The following is a 16,289-nucleotide window of genomic DNA, read 5'->3' as shown; positions in this document are numbered from 1 at the left end:
ATGCGGGCTACGGGTGGCTTCGGAGCGCCTTTGGCATATGCCTTCGGCTCGCCGGTCCAGGCCCCGTTCCCGGGGGCGTATTCCCCGGGAAGGACCTCCAAGGGCGTTCCGGGCGGCCATGATGGGGGCATGGCGGGGCTGGAGGGTATGGAACAGCCGCGGGGACACGCGCATGCGGCCGCGGCACGCTGGTCGCCGACCGTCGAGGACGAACGTGCGCTGAAGGCAATGGAGTTGTACGGCAACCCGGCGGAGGCAGAGGTTCCACTGCCGTCCCGGCCCGAGTCCGCGGCCACCGCCAGACGGCTGACCCAGGTCGTCGTCCTGCGTCACTGGGGACTCACCCCCAAGACCACCGAGGACGCGGTCCTGCTCGTCTCCGAGCTGGTGGGCAACGCCGTACGCCACACCGGCGCCCGTGTCTTCGGGCTGCGCCTGCACCGGCGTCGCGGCTGGATCCGCGTCGAGGTCCGTGACCCGTCCCGGGGTCTGCCCTGTCTGATGCCGGTCCAGGCGATGGACATCAGCGGCCGGGGCCTGTTCCTCGTCGACAAGCTGGCCGACCGCTGGGGGGTCGATCTGCTGCCCCGCGGGAAGACCACGTGGTTCGAGATGCGGGTCACCGACCGCTGAGGACCATCGCCGGCGGCCGGGCTCGACGAAGGGCGTGACCTGCGACAGCTCGCCTGGCCGCCGAACGGGCGAATCGCCGGTTTCCCCGCGAAGCGGACCTTAAATGGTGGAATGCACCGCCACCCTGTCAAAAGCGCCCTCGTCGTGGGCGCCGCCCTCGCCTGCCTCGCCGCCTGCGGCACCCAGGGCGGGGAACGTGCCTCCGAAGCACGCGGCACCAAGGCCGCCGTGCCCGCGCCGCGCGAGAAGAAGCCGGTTCAGGGGCTGCCCGGGATGCCGCCCGTCCTCGACCCGGAGGACGTGTACGCGGCCGACCGCCCGAACAAACTGTCGCCCGTGGTCAAGGACTTCCCGTCCCGGGTCTACGTCCCCAACACCGAGTCCGACACCGTCTCCGTCATCGACCCGAAGACGTACGAGATCATCGAGACGATCCCCGTGGGCCGGCAGCCCCAGCACGTCGTCCCCTCCTGGGACCTGAAGACGCTCTGGGTCAACAACAACCGCGGCCACACGCTCACCCCGATCGACCCGAAGACCGGCAAGGCGGGCAAGGAGGTCGAGGTCCACGACCCCTACAACCTCTACTTCACACCGCACGGCAAGTACGCCGTCGTCATGGCCTCCCTCGACCGCGAACTGGTCTTCCGCGACCCGCACACCATGGAGATCGAGAAGACGGTCCCGGTCTCCTGCTACGGTGTCAACCACGCCGACTTCTCCCTCGACGGCCGCTACTTCATCGTCTCCTGCGAGTTCAGCGGCGAACTGCTCAAGGTGGACACCGAGAAGATGAAGGTCGTCGGACAGCAGAGGCTGCCGTTCGAGGGCGCCATGCCGCAGGACGTGAAGGTCTCGCCCGACGGCAAGAAGTTCTACATCGCCGACATGATGGCCCACGGCATGTGGGTCCTGGACGGCGACAAGTTCACCGAGCCCACCCTGCTGCCCACCGGCAAGGGCTGCCACGGCCTGTACGTCAGCCGCGACTCCCGCGAGATGTGCGTGACCAACCGCGGCGAGGGCACGATCTCCGTCTTCGACTTCACACAGGACAAGCTGACCAAGAAGTGGCGGCTGCCCGACGGCGGCAGCCCCGACATGGGCGGTGTATCCGCCGACGGCAAGGTGCTGTGGCTGTCCGGCCGCTACGATGCCGAGGTCTACGCCATCGACACCCGCACCGGCACCCAGCTCGCCCGCATCCCCGTCGGCAGCGGCCCGCACGGCCTCGCGGTCTACCCGCAGCCCGGCCGCTACTCGCTCGGCCACACGGGCATCTTCCGGTGATCGCCGTCCACCCAGGGGCAGTTGACACGCCCTGGATCGGGCTGCCGTCGCCCTCTCCCTCGCGGCCGTCCTCACGACCACGGCCGGCACGCCCGGCCAGGCACCCGCGGCTTCTGCGGCTTCCGCGACGACGGCCGCCAAGGCCGCCGCCCCCGGACCGGCAGCCTGTCCCGTCCAGTTCGACGACAAGATCAAGGCCGCCGCCGACCGCCGGGTCCAGGTCGACCGCATCACCCCCGACCCGTCCTGGCGCACCAGCTGCGGCACCCTCTACCGCGCCGACGGCCGCGGCCCGTCCGTGATCTTCGAGGAGGGCTTCCACCCCCGGGACGTGGCCGACGGCCAGTACGACCTGGAGAAGTACGTCCTGGTCAACCAGCCGTCCCCGTATGTGTCGACCACGTACGACCTCGACCTGTTCAAGAAGTGGAAGTCCGCTTTCAACTACTACGTCGACGCCCCCGGCGGAGTCGACGTCAACAAGACCATCGGCGACACCCACAAGTGGGCCGACCAGCAGGAGGTCGCCTTCCCCGGCGGCATCGCCCGCGAGTACATCGTCGGGGTCTGCCCGGTCGACAAGCAGACCAAGACCGAGATCATGAGCGAGTGCGAGAGCAACCCGCACTACGAGCCCTGGCACTGAGCAGCACCTCCGAGCCCACGGGCCGGTAACCGGCCGCCTGGAACGCCCGCAGACTGCGGGCGTTCCCTGGCGACACCTGGGCCCACACCGGCGCACCTCCGGCCAGCTGCCGCGCCGCCGTCACCAGCCGCCGCCCCAGCCCCCGGTGCCGCGCCCCCTCGGTCACCTCGACGGCGACCTCCCACCGCCCGGCCACGCCCCGGCCCAGCACGAGCACCCCGCCGTCCGCCGCCCACACCCGCACGTCGTTACGCCGCCGGCGTGCGGACACCACCCGTGGATGGCCGGGATCGTCGATCTCAGTCAGCGCGAGCGGAGGCTCCCCGGGCAGCGCCGCACCGGTCAGCAGCACGTCGACCGTGTCGGACGCACGGCCCGTCCGGTCCATCAGTGCCGTCAGGAAGCGGGCGTTCATCGTGGCCGCGAGCCGGTCGCAGTCGGTCCCGGCCAGCGTCCGGCGCACCCAGTCCGGATCCTCGTCCGTGAAGACGACCGAGTGAGCCGTGAAGGCGATGACCCCGGCGTCCCGGGCGGAGGGCTGGCTCACGATCGTCGTCCCGCCGTCCGCCGGCGGGAAGACGTTCCGTGCCGCCGCGTCGAGAATGTCCCGCAGAGCTGCCGCCACGGACGCCTCCTTGAGTCTCCACCCACTGGAAGGCCCAGACTCCCAGACATGATCGACGACGGCACCGGACTGCTCACCATCGGCGAACTGGCCCGGGTCACCGGACTGACCGTGCGCACCATCCGGTACTGGTCCGACGAGGGCGCGCTGCCCCCGGTGGCCCGGTCCGCGGGCGGTTACCGGCTGTACGACGCCGCGTCCGTGGCCCGCCTGGAGCTGATTCGTACCCTGCGCGAACTCGGCCTCGGGCTGGCGGACGTCCGCCGGGTGCTGGCCGGTGAGGCGACGGTCGCGCAGGTCGCGGCCGCGCACGTGGTCGCGCTGGACGCGCGGATCCGGTCGCTCAAGGTGACCCGTGCGGTGCTGTCGACAGTGGCGAAACGTGGTTCCGGCGCGGAGGAGATGACGCTCATGAACAGACTGGCACGCCTGTCGGCGGCCGAACGGCGGCGCATCGTGGAGGAGTTCGTGGACGAGGTGTTCCGCGGGCTGGACACCGCGGACCCGGTGATCCGTGAACGCATGCGGAGCACCGCCGCCGACCTGCCCGAGGAACCGACACCCGAGCAGGTGGACGCCTGGCTGGAGCTGGCCGAGATGCTCCAGGACCCGGGCTTCCGGGCCGAGATGCGCAAGGTCGCCGAGTTCAACGCGGCTGACCGGGGGCATGACACGCCCGCCGGGGCGTCCCTGTGGTTCTCCCGGCGGCTCGTACAACTGGGAGCCCGGGCCCGCGAGCGCGGCATCGCCCCCGACTCCCCGGAGGCCGCGGAGGTGCTGCGCGAACTGCTCGGCGACGCCGACCCCGGCACCGTGCTGGACCGGTTGCGGTCGCACGCCACCAACCGGGTCGCCCGCTACCGAGAGTTGCTCGCCGTCGTGAAGGGAACCGGGCCCGACGCGGCATACCGCGAGGAGTTCGCCTGGGTGGTCGCCGCACTGGAGGCGCATACGGGCAGTTAATCTGACCTGCGTCAGTAAGACGCAGAACACGAGAGTAGGGGCGAATCGGTGGCGGACATCGAGGAAGCACGCAAGCAGTTCGAGCAGATCGATACGGACGGTGACGGATTCATCACCGCTGCCGAGTTCAAGTCCGCCCTGGCCCGGTCGGGCGACTGGAACGTCACCGAGTCGGTCGCCGAGGTCGTCATCAAGGCCCGCGACCTCGACGGCGACAAGAAGCTGAGCTTCGACGAGTTCTGGGGCTACCTGAACAAGTGACGCCGGCGCTGTGAGGAGGGGCCCGGTCCGTCCTCGGACGGACCGGGCCCCTCCTCCTCACACCCGCCGTGCCGTGCGTACGCTCCAGCGGCCGTCGTGCCGTTCCAGCGTCAGCGACAGGTCGAAGCACTTGCCGAGCTGGTCGGCGGTCAGCACCCCGGCCACCGGGCCGCCCGCGAGCGGACGCCCCTCGCGCAGCAGCAGGGCGTGCGTCGTGTGGGCCGGCAGCTCCTCCAAGTGGTGGGTGACCAGGACCGTCGCCAGGTGCGGATGCTCCCGGCTCAGATCCTCCAGCGCCCGGAGCAGCTGCTCACGGCCCGGCAGATCCAGTCCGGTCGCCGGCTCGTCCAGGAGCAGCAGCCGCGGCTCGGGCATCAGCGCCCGGGCGATCAGGGCCCGGCCGCGCTGCCCCTGGGAGAGCGTGGGCCAGCGCGCCTCACGGTGCCCGGCCAGCCCCAGCGTCCGGATCAGCCGCTCCGCCCGCTCCCGCTGCTCCTGCGCCGGACGCCACCGGGGCAGCGGCTCCACCGAGTTGGTCAGGCCGGTCAGGACGACGTCCCGTACCCGCAGCGGTGAGGTGAGCGGATGCCGCGGGTCGACATGCCCGACGTGCGCCCGCAGCTCCCGCATGTCGACCCGGCCCAGCCGGTGGCCCAGCACCTCCACGGAGCCCCGGGTCGGGTGGACGAGCGCGCCGAGCAGGCCGAGCAGGGTCGACTTGCCCGCGCCGTTCGCGCCGAGCAACGCCCAGTGCTCACCGGCCCGGACGGTCAGCGACACCTCCGCCAGGATCGGCCGGCCGTCGCGTACGACGTGGACGTCCTCGGCGCGCAGGACGACCGGCGTCACCCCAGCGCCCTGTTCACCGCGGACAGCACCGCCTGGACCGAGGCGCCCAGGGCCGAGGAGTCCCGGCCCGCGCCCCAGCACGTCCTGCCGCCGACACGGCACTCGGCGAAGGCGTTCGTGCCCTCGTCGCCGCTCTGTTCGCAGAAGTCGAGCACGTCGACGCCGATCCCGGCCCCGGCCAGCGCGTCGACGAACGCGGAGACCGGGCCGCTGCCGGTGCCCTCGTAGTCGCCGGTGCGCTCGCCGGTCCGCAGCGTGCACACGAAGCGATGGCCGCCGGCCTCGTCCCGGTGCACGGACCAGGCCTCCAGCCCCACCTCCCCGTCCTCCACGACGTACGTCGCCCGGAACAGCGCGTACAGCTCCTTCGCCGTCATCTCCCGCCCGCTGTCGTCCGTCGCCTCCTGCACGGCCCGGGAGAAGTCCGGGCGCATGCGCGCGGGGATGTCGACGCCGTGGTGGGTGTGCAGCAGGTAGGCCATGCCGCCCTTGCCCGACTGCGAGTTCACGCGGATCACCGCCTCGTAGGAGCGGCCCACGTCGGCCGGGTCGATCGGCAGGTACGGCACCGACCAGGGGGCCTGCCGCTCGGGCACGCCCAGCTCCCGGGCCCGTTCGGCATGCCGGGCCAGTCCCTTGCTGATCGCGTCCTGGTGGGTGCCCGAGAAGGCGGTGTGGACGAGGTCCCCGGCGTACGGGTGGCGTGGGTGCACGGGCAGCCGGTTGCAGTGCTCGACCGTCTCCCTGACCGTGTCGATGTCCCTGAAGTCGATCATCGGGTCGACGCCTTGGGCGTACAGGTTGAGCGCCAGGGTCACCAGGTCGACGTTGCCGGTGCGCTCCCCGTTGCCGAACAGGCAGCCCTCGATGCGCTGGGCACCGGCCAGCACGGCCAGTTCGGCGCAGGCGACGCCGGTGCCCCGGTCGTTGTGCGGGTGCACGGAGAGGATCACGCTGTCGCGGCGGGCCAGATGTCGGTGCACGTACTCGATCTGGTCGGCGTAGACGTTCGGTGTCGCGATCTCCACGGTCGCCGGGAGGTTGTGGGTGACCGGTCGGTCCGGGCTCGCGTCCCACAGCTCGGTCAGCCCGTCGCACAGCTCCAGGACGAAGTCCGGCTCGGTCAGGTTGAAGGTCTCCGGGGAGAACTGGAAGCGGACGTACGAGGCCCGGTCCGCCCGGCGGGCCATGTGCTCGGCGGCCTCCCGAACGGTCCGCCACACCTCGGCCCGGTCCCGCCCCAGGACGACGTCCCGCCACACCGGCGAGGTCGCCATGTACAGATGCACGACAGCCCTGGGCAGCCCCTCGATCGCCTCGAAGGTGCGGTCGATCAGGTCCCGGCGGGCCGCGGTGAACACGACGGGCGTGACATCGTCCGGGACGGCGCCGGAGGTCACCAGGTGGCGTACGAAGTCGAAGTCGGTGCGGCTCGCCGAGGGGTAGCCGACCTCGATCTCCTTGAAGCCCATGCCGGTCAGCAGGTCGAAGAAACGGCGTTTGCGGGGCGTGTCCATCGGCTCGGCGAGGGCCTGGTTGCCGTCGCGCAGGTCGACGGGGACCCAAAGGGGGGCGCGCTCGACGCGGGCGGCGGGCCAGTCGCGGTCCGCGGCGGGCACGGGCACGCGCTCCTGAAAGGGACGGTAGCGGTGGAAGGGCATGGGGCCCGGGCGCTGGGGGTTCCAGGCCGGGGCAGGGGTGGTGGTCATCGTCGGCTGTCGCCTTCGGCTCGGTCGGACGCTGACCGGCAGCACGGCGCCCCGCGGCGGGGTGCCGGTCGCGTCAGGCCCCGCCGCGGCAGCCGAGAAGAAGGAGACCACGGAACGTCATGCGCAGTACGCTATCCACCACTCAGGTCCTCAGACAAGTCGAATCCCCTCCACTTCTCAGACAAGTTGGTGAACCACATGCCGCTCGGCGCCGTCCGCCCCAGCCCCCTGGTCGAGCAGGCCGCCGCCCGGCTGCGCGAGCAGATCGCCGGCGGCGACTGGCCGGTCGGCACCCGGCTGCCGGGCGAGACCACACTGGCGAAGGAACTGGGCGTGGGCCGCTCCACCGTTCGTGAGGCGCTGCGCGCGCTCGCCGGAGCCGGACTGGTCCGGCCCCGCCAGGGCGCCGGCGTCTTCGTCATCGCGACCGAGCCGGTCGAGGACTGGCCGACCCGTCTGCGCCGGGCCGCCGTGACCGACGTCTACGAGGTCCGGATGGCCGTCGAGGTGCACGCGGCCCGGCTCGCCGCGCGCCGCCGCACCCCCGAGGACGTCACGGCGCTCCGGGCCGCGCTGGAGGGCCGCCGCGCCGCCGGTACGGCCGACGACGCCGCCTTCGTCGACGCGGACATCGCCTTCCACGCCGCCGTGGTCGCCGCCGCCCACAACCCGGTGCTCGCCGACCTGTTCGCCGAGTTCACCCCCGTCCTGCGCGAGGGCCTGATCGAGCTCCTGTCCCTGACCGGCCTGCGCGCCGACGACCCGGACACCGGCGACGAGGCGCACGAGGCCCTCGTCCGGGCGGTGGCGGACGGGAACGCGGAGGGGGCGGCGGAGGTGCTGCGCGGGGAACTGGAGGATCCGTTCGCGCCGGCCCCGACCCGGGACCCGGAGTAGCCCCCGGAGGCCCGTCCGCGCCCGCCCGGGACCCGGAATAGCCCGCCTGCCCCGGAGGTTGGCCTGGTCACGAGGGCCCCGCCAGGAGGCCCAGGCGTCACCGACTCCCGGAAGGGCGAGGCGAGGACATGAAGATCGGCATCATCGGAGCGGGCAACATCGGCGGCAATCTGACCCGGCGGCTCACCGCCCTCGGTCACGACGTGTACGTCGCCAACTCCCGAGGCCCGCACACGCTCACGGCCCTGGCGGAGGAGACCGGCGCGACACCCGTGACGGTCGAGGAGGCACCGCGGGGTGCCGAGATCGTCGTCGTCACCGTTCCGCTGAAGGCGGTCCCGGACCTGCCGTCCGGCCTGTTCGACGAGGTGGCGGATGGCGTGGCGGTCATCGACACCGGCAACTACTATCCCCGGCACCGGGACGGCAGGATCGCCGCGATCGAGGACGAGGGTCTCACCGAGAGCCGCTGGACGGAACGCCAGATCGGCCACCCCGTGATCAAGGCCTTCAACGGCACGTACGCCCAGGACATCCTGGACCGCCCGCTCCCGGCCGGCGACCCCGACCGCATCGCCCTCCCGGTCGCGGGCGACGACGAGGCGGCCAAGCGCAAGGTACGGGACCTGGTCGACGAACTCGGCTTCGACACCGTCGACGCGGGAGGCATCGACGACTCCTGGCGCCAGCAGCCCGACACCCCGGTCTACGGCCTGCGCGGCGGTGTCGAGGTGGTCACGAAGGCCCTGGCGGAGGCGTCCCCGGAACGCACGCCGGAGTTCAGCGGCTAGGACCTGCACTCAGGCATCCGCCGCCCACTTCCGCAGTGCCGCCTTGCTCTCGAAGTCCGCCACGTTCTTGTCCAGCGGATCGTCGGTGTACTGGTGGAATCGCCACTTGGCCTTGATGCGCGGCTTCCCGGCACTGACGTAGTCGGCGATCCACAGGCCGTCGCCCGCGTAGGAGGTTTTGTCAATGGTCAGCCAAAAGTGCCTGTTCGCATAGAGAATGACCTGGTTGTCCGGCCGAAGGTCCTTCAGTTTCCGGATGAACAGGTCCTTCTCCGCGTTGCTCGCGTGCGTCCCGTTGCTGGTCGTCTCCCAGTCGACGGCGAGGATGTCGCCCGGCCGGTCCGGGGCCTTGGCGACGAAGTACTCGGCCTGGGCGGTGAGGTTGCCGGGCCACAGGAAGTGGTAGAAGCCGACGACCAGACCGGCGTCGCGGGCCCGCTTCGTCTGGGCGGCGAGTCTGGGGTTGACGTAGGAACGCCCCTCGGTCGCCTTGACGAAGACGAAGGAGAGGCCGTCGGTGTCGTAGGAGGAGGACTGGTAGGCGCTCACGTCGATGCCGCGCAGCATGGGGTCTCCCTGAAGTGCTGGTGAGGGGAGGGGAGTTGGATGGTGCCTACCACCATGGCACGGGCTGCCGTGGGCTGCCGTGGAAATGCCGACTCGGGTGGGCCCGCCGTACCGCCGCCACGACATCGGTGTTTTCCGGTCCGTCTCGCCACAGTGCCCACCGCCTGGTGCTCGGAGGGCCCAGACTGTGCGGAAGGCGGTGGTCCGGGTGAGCGTAGCGCAGGCCACGACGACGAACGAGAACGGTGTCTGACCAGATGACGACAGCACACACCCCCGCGGTGAACCCGACGGCAGCGGACGACGGCGGCGAGGCCGGGAGCAGCACGGTGCTCTACCTCGGCCTGCGGAGCTCCCCCCTCGAATGGCGCGCGGAACTCGACGCCGCCGCCGCACGGGGACTCGGCGTCCACGTCGCGTCCGACACCGACGTCTCCCACACCGGGCTGCCCGACCACCGGATCGGCTCCTTCGACTGCGGCTCCTCGCTCCCGGAGCAGGCCGCTCAGGCCTCCCCGGACCAGGCCCCCGCCGCTGTCGCCTGCTGGGGCGACAAGTACGTCGGCCTCACCGCGCTGCTCGCCGAGCGGTTCGGAGTGCGCGGCATCGGTACCGACGCCGCGGCCGTCACCACGGACAAGGCGGCCCAGCGCCGGGCCATGGAGCCGTACGGGCTCAACCCGCCCTGGCGGGCGGGCCGCACGCTCGACGACCTGCGCGCCGCCACCTCGGAGCTCGGCGCCGCGGGCCGGCCCCTGGTGTTCAAGCCCGCCCACTGCTCCGGCGGTCGCGGCATGGCGCTGATCACCCAGGACACCGGCCTGGACGAGGTGTTCACGCTCACGGCCGCCAACTACTCCAAGACCAGCGACTTCCTGGTCGAGGAGTACGTCGACGGCTCCGAGCACTCCGTCTCCGGCGTCGTCTCCGACGGCACGGTGCGGATCCTCGGTGTCACCGACAAGAGCGTCGACGGGCCGTTGTCCCCGTCGTGGGCCACGGCTGTCCCCTCCGCCCTGGCGGACACTCAGGTCAAGGACCTGATGCGGGCCGCCGAACAGGCCGTGCTCGCCGTCGGCCTCGGGAGCGGGGGGTTCCACGTCGACCTGCGGCTCGGCTCCGCGGGCCCCGTCGTCCTGGAGGTCGGCGGACGGCTCGGCGGCGACCTGATCAACTCCCACCTCATCCCGTACGCGCACCAGGGGGCCGTCCGGCCGTACGAGGCGCTGCTCGCCCTGCTCACCGACGGAGAGCTGCCCGGCGAGACCCCCGAGCCGGGCCGCGGCGCGGCCATGGTGCTGCTGTCCAAGGACGGGCGCCCGGCGGCCGAGGTGGCCGTGGCGGCGCTCGCCCACCCGCGGGTCGTCCTCGCCGAGGACTGGCCCGATACGGACACCGTGGTGGCGGTCGTGGTCACCGAGGACCCGGCCGATCTGCCCGCGGCCGTCGCGGACGTCCGCGAGTCGGCCGGGGACCGCCGGCCCCGCAACCGCGTCCGGCCTTCGAGGAGCTGACGCGCCTCACCGGCACGGGCGGGGACCGCGTCTTCCACCACGACCGCGACGACCGCTGCCCTGCGTCGTGCGGGCCGTCAGCACTCGATGATGTTGACCGCCAGCCCGCCCCGCGCCGTCTCCTTGTACTTCACCGACATGTCCGCGCCGGTGTCCTTCATCGTCTTGATGACCTTGTCCAGGGACACCTTGTGGGAGCCGTCGCCGCGCATCGCCATGCGCGCGGCCGTGACGGCCTTCACCGCGGCCATGCCGTTGCGCTCGATGCACGGGATCTGGACGAGGCCGCCGACCGGGTCGCAGGTCAGGCCGAGGTTGTGCTCCATGCCGATCTCGGCGGCGTTCTCGACCTGCTCCGGGGAGCCGCCGAGCACCTCGGCCAGCGCGCCCGCCGCCATCGAACAGGCGGAGCCGACCTCGCCCTGGCAGCCGACCTCGGCGCCGGAGATGGAGGCGTTCTCCTTGAACAGCATGCCGATCGCGCCCGCGGCGAGCAGGAAGCGGACCACGCCCTCCTCGTCCGCGCCGGGCACGAAGTTGACGTAGTAGTGCAGGACCGCCGGGATGATGCCGGCCGCGCCGTTCGTCGGGGCGGTGACGACCCGGCCGCCGGCCGCGTTCTCCTCGTTGACCGCCATCGCGTAGAGCGTGATCCACTCCATGGCGAGGGCCTTCGGGTCGCCCTCGGAGCGCAGCTTGCGCGCGGTGTTGGCGGCCCGGCGGCGCACCTTCAGACCGCCCGGCAGGATTCCCTCGCGGGACATGCCGCGCGCCACGCACGCCTCCATCACCCGCCAGATCTCCAGCAGGCCGGCGCGGATCTCCTCCTCGGTGCGCCAGGCCCGCTCGTTCTCCAGCATCAGCGCGGAGATCGACAGGCCCGTCTCCTCGGTGAGGCGCAGGAGCTCGTCGCCCGTGCGGAAGGGGTACTTCAGCACGGTGTCGTCGAGCTTGATGCGGTCCGCGCCGACCGCCTCCTCGTCGACGACGAAGCCGCCGCCGACCGAGTAGTACGTCTTCGTCAGCAGCTCCGCGCCCGAGGCGTCGTACGCCCACAGGGTCATGCCGTTCGCGTGGTACGGCAGGGCCTTGCGGCGGTGCAGGACCATGTCGTCGTCGTAGGAGAACGCGATCTCGTGTTCGCCCAGCAGCCTCATCCGGCCGTCGGCCTTGATCGTCTCCACCCGTTCTTCGGCCGTCTCCACGTCCACCGTGCGCGGCGAGTCGCCCTCCAGGCCGAGCAGCACCGCCTTGGGCGTGCCGTGGCCGTGCCCGGTGGCGCCGAGCGAGCCGTAGAGCTCGGCGCGGACTTTCGCGGTCGGGGCCAGCAGTTCCTCGTTGCGCAGCCGCCTGGCGAACATCCGGGCGGCGCGCATGGGGCCGACCGTGTGGGAGCTGGACGGGCCGATGCCGATCGAGAACAGGTCGAAGACCGAGATGGCCACGGGGACTCCTGACTACGGGGGTGGTGCGAGGGGGCAGGGCGCCCCGCCCACGCGGGACGGGGCGCCCTGAAAGGTTTCTTCGTTATGTGTTCAGACCCGGGTACAGCGGGTGCTTGTCGGCCAGGGCCTTCACCCGGGCCTTGAGGGCCTCGGCGTCGTGGGACGGCTTCAGCGCCTCGGCGATGACGTCCGCGACCTCCGCGAAGTCCTCGGCCTGGAACCCGCGGGTGGCCAGGGCCGGCGTGCCGATCCGAAGGCCCGACGTCACCATCGGCGGGCGCGGGTCGTTCGGGATCGCGTTGCGGTTGACCGTGATGCCCACCTCGTGGAGGCGGTCCTCGGCCTGCCGCCCGTCCAGCTCCGAGTGACGCAGGTCCACCAGGACCAGGTGCACGTCCGTGCCGCCGGACAGAACGTCCACGCCCACGGCCCGGACGTCGTCCTTCACCAGACGCTCGGCCAGGATGCGGGCACCCTCCAGCGTACGGCGCTGGCGCTCCTTGAAGTCCTCCGAGGCCGCGACCTTGAAGGCGACCGCCTTGGCCGCGATCACGTGCTCCAGCGGACCGCCCTGCTGACCGGGGAAGACAGCGGAGTTGATCTTCTTGGCGAGCTCGGCCGTGGAGAGGATCACACCGCCGCGCGGGCCGCCCAGCGTCTTGTGGGTGGTCGTGGTCACCACGTGCGCGTGCGGGACCGGGTTCGGGTGCAGCCCGGCCGCGACGAGCCCCGCGAAGTGCGCCATGTCGACCATCAGGTACGCGCCGACCTCGTCCGCGATCCGGCGGAACGCGGCGAAGTCCAGCTGCCGCGGGTAGGCCGACCAGCCCGCGACGATCAGCTTCGGCTTCGACTCCTTCGCCAGCCGTTCCACCTCGGCCATGTCGACCCGGCCGTCTTCGCCGACGTGGTAGGCGACGACGTCGTAGAGCTTGCCGGAGAAGTTGATCTTCATGCCGTGGGTCAGGTGCCCGCCGTGCGCGAGGTTCAGACCCATGATGGTGTCGCCCGGCTTGAGCAGCGCGAACATCGCGGCCGCGTTGGCCTGGGCGCCCGAGTGCGGCTGCACGTTGGCGTGCTCGGCGCCGAACAGCTCCTTGACGCGGTCGATCGCGATCTGCTCGACCACGTCGACGTGCTCGCAGCCACCGTAGTAGCGGCGGCCCGGGTAGCCCTCGGCGTACTTGTTGGTGAGGACCGAGCCCTGCGCCTCCATGACCGCGACCGGGGCGAAGTTCTCCGAGGCGATCATCTCGAGCGTGGACTGCTGGCGGTGCAGCTCGGCGTCGACCGCGGCGGCCACGGCCGGGTCGAGCTCGTGCAGGGGTGTGTTCAGGACGGACATACGGCTACGACTCCTCAGCCGGCGGAGAACGCGGTGTACTCGTCGGCGGAGAGCAGGTCGCCCGGCTCCTCCGCGACCCGCACCTTGAACAGCCAGCCGCCCTCGAAGGGCGCCGAGTTCACCAGCGACGGGTCGTTCACGACGTCCTCGTTGACCTCGGTGACCTCACCGGAGACGGGGGAGTAGAGGTCGGACACCGACTTGGTCGACTCCAGCTCACCGCAGGTCTCGCCCGCGGACACCGAGTCACCGACCTCGGGGAGCTGGACGAAGACCACGTCGCCGAGCGCGTTGGCCGCGTGCTCCGTGATGCCGACCGTCGAGACGCCGTCCTCGGCGGCCGACAGCCACTCGTGCTCCTTGCTGTAACGCAGCTGCTGGGGGTTGCTCATGGCCTGGATTCTCCTGTACGCGCGGGAGTGCTGTTGACGGGGGACTGCTGGTGAGCTGGGACGAAGGGCGACGGGGGCGCTTGCCGCGGCCCCCGGCCAGTGTCTACTTCTGCCGCTTGTAGAACGGCAGCGCCACGACCTCGTACGGCTCGTGACTGCCCCGGATGTCCACGGCCACGCCTGGCGTCCCGGGCGCGGCGTGCGCGGCGTCGACGTACGCCATGGCGATGGGCTTGCCGAGGGTGGGGGAGGGGGCGCCGGAGGTGACCTCGCCGATCACCTCGCCGCCGGCGACGACGGCGTACCCGGCGCGCGGGACCCGGCGGCCCTCGGCGACGAGCCCGACGAGCACGCGCGGCGGGTTCTGCTCGGCCCGGGCGGCGGCCTCGCGCAGGGCCTCGCGCCCCACGAAGTCGCCCTCCTTCTCGAACTTCACCACCCGGCCGAGACCGGCGTCGAAAGGCGTCAGGGAGGTGCTCAGCTCGTGCCCGTACAGCGGCATGCCCGCCTCCAGGCGCAGCGTGTCGCGGCAGGACAGCCCGCACGGGACCAGTCCGGCGCCCTCGCCCGCCTTGGTCAGGGCCTGCCACACCTCGACCGCGTGCTCCGGCTTCACGAACAGCTCGAAGCCGTCCTCGCCGGTGTAACCGGTGCGGGCGATCAGGGCCGGGACCCCGGCGACGGTGCCGGGCAGGCCGGCGTAGTACTTCAGCCCGTCGAGGTCGGCGTCGGTGAGGGACTTCAGGATCCCGGGGGACTCCGGGCCCTGTACGGCGATCAGCGCGTAGGCGTCCCGGTCGTCGCGCACCTCGGCGTCGAAGCCGGCGGCTCGCTCGGTCAGCGCGTCCAGGACCACCTGGGCGTTGGAGGCGTTGGCGACGACCATGTACTCGGGGGCCTCGGTCTCGCCCAGCCGGTAGACGATCAGGTCGTCGAGGATGCCGCCGTCGGCCCGGCAGATCATGGTGTAGCGGGCGCGGCCCGGCTTGACGCCGCCGATGTTGCCGACGAGCGCGAAGTCGAGCAGGGCGGCGGCCTGCGGACCGGTGACGGTGATCTCGCCCATGTGGGAGAGGTCGAAGAGCCCGGCCTTCGTGCGCACGGCGGTGTGCTCGTCGCGCTCGGAGCCGTAGCGCAGGGGCATGTCCCAGCCGGCGAAGTCGGTCATCGTCGCGCCGAGCGAACGATGCAGGGCATCGAGCGCGGTGTGGCGGAGTTCTCCTGTACTGCTCATCGGTCGCGTCTCCCAGGGGCATGACGGGCGAGGTCGTTCCTCCCCATCTGTCATCGGAACCTGAGAGGTTCGCCATGACCACGGGGGACACGGCTTGCACCTTGGGTGGAGCCACGCCCGTCGCCTCGACGACAGGAGATGGCCCGCTTTTCAGATGTGCCTCGCCCGCGCGGTAACGGGGCCTGAGAGATTCAAGGGAGGGACTTGCTCCTTCGGCGCCCCAGCGTCAGACGGTGCTGGGGACTCTCCCGCGCGGATTCAAACGGCCGGTATGCAGTTGGCGCGCACATCATTGCACGCATCGTCGCGGGGTGGCAGGGCACCACCCTGTAGCAGGCCTGTTGCAGGAAGAGGACTAAAACCAGAGACATCGGGCATTACCTTCTCTTTACGCTCAGCGGGGATGGGACTCCATACCTGGCCCCAGGGGAGGACGATCACGGTGAACAGGACCACCGCGTACGCCACGACATCGGGCGTCGCGCTGCCCGAGCAGCCGGCCGTTCCGGCACGCGCGGCCTGTGGCCCGCTGCCGGTGCCGGTCGTCCGCGACCTGCGCGAGCGCGCAGGCCGCAGCCCGCACGCGCTGCTCTTCGGCGCCCGCGACCTCGTCGTGGTCACGGGCCTGCCCGGCAGCGGCAAGTCCACGCTGATGCGGCGCACCGTGCCCGGCCGGCGCATCGACTCCCAGGACACCCGAGACCGCTGGGACGGCCGCATGTCGCGCTTCCTGCCGTACGCGGTCTACCGCCCGCTCGTCCGCCTCGCCCACTACACCGGGTTGCGGCGCGCCCTGCGCACCGGGGAGGGCGTCGTGGTGCACGACTGCGGCACCCAGGCCTGGGTCCGCCGCTGGCTGGCCCGCGAGGCCCGCCGCCGGGGCGGCACCCTGCATCTGCTCATGCTCGACGTCACCCCCGAGGAGGCCCTGGCCGGCCAGCGCGACCGCGGCCGCGGTGTCTCGCGGTACGCGTTCCTGCGCCACCGCGCGGCGACCACCCGCCTGTTGCGCTCCGTGGAGCGGGGCGAACTGCCCGCGGGCTGCGGCTCGGCGATCCTCGTCGACCGGGACGCGGCGGACACCCTGCGCCGGATCGGGTTCATGGGCTGACCGCCGGCGGCCGGCGA

At 71.7% G+C, this 16,289-nt stretch carries 16 protein-coding genes, 1 pseudogene and 2 riboswitches; of the genes and pseudogenes, 9 read left to right on the top strand and 8 right to left on the bottom strand.

Annotation, left to right across the window (positions count from 1 at the left end; translation table 11 throughout):
• The 3 genes from ACZ6TU_RS23405 (at position 1) to ACZ6TU_RS23395 (ending at position 2,569) form a co-directional block, all read left to right on the top strand.
• Positions 1-633, top strand: coding sequence for an ATP-binding protein (locus ACZ6TU_RS23405; protein WP_467676740.1), 633 nt, complete (start codon positions 1-3; stop codon positions 631-633).
• A 111-nt stretch (positions 634-744) separates the two neighbouring features.
• Entirely contained in the window at positions 745-1,923 is a 1,179-nt protein-coding gene (locus tag ACZ6TU_RS23400) for a YncE family protein (RefSeq protein ID WP_469550741.1), read from the top strand.
• Positions 1,924-1,954: 31 nt separating this feature from the next.
• A complete protein-coding gene (locus ACZ6TU_RS23395) occupies positions 1,955-2,569 on the top strand; it encodes an ADP-ribosyltransferase (protein ID WP_469550911.1) in 615 nt (204 codons plus the stop codon).
• Here ACZ6TU_RS23395 and ACZ6TU_RS23390 read toward each other — a convergent pair.
• Positions 2,523-3,194, bottom strand: a complete 672-nt coding sequence (locus ACZ6TU_RS23390; RefSeq protein ID WP_469550738.1) for a GNAT family N-acetyltransferase — start codon at positions 3,192-3,194, stop codon at positions 2,523-2,525. The two genes, ACZ6TU_RS23395 and ACZ6TU_RS23390, sit on opposite strands and share 47 nt — an antisense overlap.
• A gap of 48 nt (positions 3,195-3,242) precedes the next feature.
• On the opposite strand from ACZ6TU_RS23390, the gene ACZ6TU_RS23385 reads away from it, so the two are divergent.
• Together ACZ6TU_RS23385 and ACZ6TU_RS23380 are read left to right on the top strand one after the other, a co-directional pair.
• Positions 3,243-4,157: a helix-turn-helix domain-containing protein gene (locus ACZ6TU_RS23385; RefSeq protein ID WP_467676746.1), complete on the top strand. Its 915-nt coding sequence runs from the start codon at positions 3,243-3,245 to the stop codon at positions 4,155-4,157.
• Between the two features lie 48 nt (positions 4,158-4,205).
• Positions 4,206-4,418, top strand: coding sequence for an EF-hand domain-containing protein (locus tag ACZ6TU_RS23380; RefSeq protein WP_467676748.1), 213 nt, complete (start codon positions 4,206-4,208; stop codon positions 4,416-4,418).
• Positions 4,419-4,475: 57 nt separating this feature from the next.
• Here ACZ6TU_RS23380 and ACZ6TU_RS23375 read toward each other — a convergent pair whose 3' ends face one another.
• Positions 4,476-5,267, bottom strand: coding sequence for an ABC transporter ATP-binding protein (locus tag ACZ6TU_RS23375; protein ID WP_467676750.1), 792 nt, complete (start codon positions 5,265-5,267; stop codon positions 4,476-4,478).
• Positions 5,264-6,976, bottom strand: a complete 1,713-nt coding sequence (locus ACZ6TU_RS23370; RefSeq protein ID WP_469550732.1) for a 2-isopropylmalate synthase — start codon at positions 6,974-6,976, stop codon at positions 5,264-5,266. Before ACZ6TU_RS23370 ends, ACZ6TU_RS23375 begins: the two co-directional genes overlap by 4 nt.
• A gap of 198 nt (positions 6,977-7,174) precedes the next feature.
• Here ACZ6TU_RS23370 and ACZ6TU_RS23365 point away from each other — a divergent pair, with 198 nt between their 5' ends.
• Together ACZ6TU_RS23365 and ACZ6TU_RS23360 are read left to right on the top strand one after the other, a co-directional pair.
• Positions 7,175-7,873, top strand: a complete 699-nt coding sequence (locus ACZ6TU_RS23365; RefSeq protein ID WP_467676754.1) for a FadR/GntR family transcriptional regulator — start codon at positions 7,175-7,177, stop codon at positions 7,871-7,873.
• 119 nt (positions 7,874-7,992) lie between these two features.
• A pseudogene (locus tag ACZ6TU_RS23360) lies at positions 7,993-8,664 on the top strand (NADPH-dependent F420 reductase); the annotation flags it as partial.
• 9 nt (positions 8,665-8,673) lie between these two features.
• On the opposite strand, the gene ACZ6TU_RS23355 reads toward ACZ6TU_RS23360, so the two are convergent.
• Positions 8,674-9,231 carry a GH25 family lysozyme gene (locus tag ACZ6TU_RS23355; RefSeq protein WP_467676756.1) on the bottom strand — a complete coding sequence of 186 codons (558 nt, stop codon included), beginning with the start codon at positions 9,229-9,231 and terminating at the stop codon, positions 8,674-8,676.
• 257 nt (positions 9,232-9,488) lie between these two features.
• Between ACZ6TU_RS23355 and ACZ6TU_RS23350 the strand changes: the two genes are divergently transcribed.
• A complete protein-coding gene (locus ACZ6TU_RS23350) occupies positions 9,489-10,745 on the top strand; it encodes an ATP-grasp domain-containing protein (protein ID WP_469550729.1) in 1,257 nt (418 codons plus the stop codon).
• A gap of 77 nt (positions 10,746-10,822) precedes the next feature.
• Here ACZ6TU_RS23350 and ACZ6TU_RS23345 read toward each other — a convergent pair whose 3' ends face one another.
• The 4 genes from ACZ6TU_RS23345 to gcvT all read right to left on the bottom strand — a co-directional run bounded on the left by ACZ6TU_RS23345 (position 10,823) and on the right by gcvT (position 15,161).
• Entirely contained in the window at positions 10,823-12,190 is a 1,368-nt protein-coding gene (locus ACZ6TU_RS23345) for an L-serine ammonia-lyase (RefSeq protein WP_467676760.1), read from the bottom strand.
• Between the two features lie 82 nt (positions 12,191-12,272).
• Entirely contained in the window at positions 12,273-13,535 is a 1,263-nt protein-coding gene (gene glyA / locus ACZ6TU_RS23340; protein WP_467676762.1) for a serine hydroxymethyltransferase, read from the bottom strand.
• Positions 13,536-13,549: 14 nt separating this feature from the next.
• Complete coding sequence (gcvH, locus tag ACZ6TU_RS23335) at positions 13,550-13,927, bottom strand: glycine cleavage system protein GcvH (protein WP_466099102.1); 378 nt, start codon at positions 13,925-13,927, stop codon at positions 13,550-13,552.
• Between the two features lie 103 nt (positions 13,928-14,030).
• Positions 14,031-15,161, bottom strand: a complete 1,131-nt coding sequence (gcvT, locus tag ACZ6TU_RS23330; protein ID WP_469550724.1) for a glycine cleavage system aminomethyltransferase GcvT — start codon at positions 15,159-15,161, stop codon at positions 14,031-14,033.
• Between the two features lie 37 nt (positions 15,162-15,198).
• Positions 15,199-15,321, bottom strand: a riboswitch (glycine riboswitch).
• A riboswitch (glycine riboswitch) is annotated at positions 15,322-15,422 on the bottom strand.
• 181 nt (positions 15,423-15,603) lie between these two features.
• Between gcvT and ACZ6TU_RS23325 the strand changes: the two genes are divergently transcribed.
• Complete coding sequence (locus ACZ6TU_RS23325; protein WP_469550722.1) at positions 15,604-16,272, top strand: AAA family ATPase; 669 nt, start codon at positions 15,604-15,606, stop codon at positions 16,270-16,272.
• Positions 16,273-16,289 lie beyond the last annotated feature (17 nt).

Source organism: Streptomyces sp. NPDC052064 (genome assembly GCF_055585925.1).
Note: the sequence above shows the minus strand (reverse complement) of the source record. Positions and strands in the feature narration are given on the sequence as shown.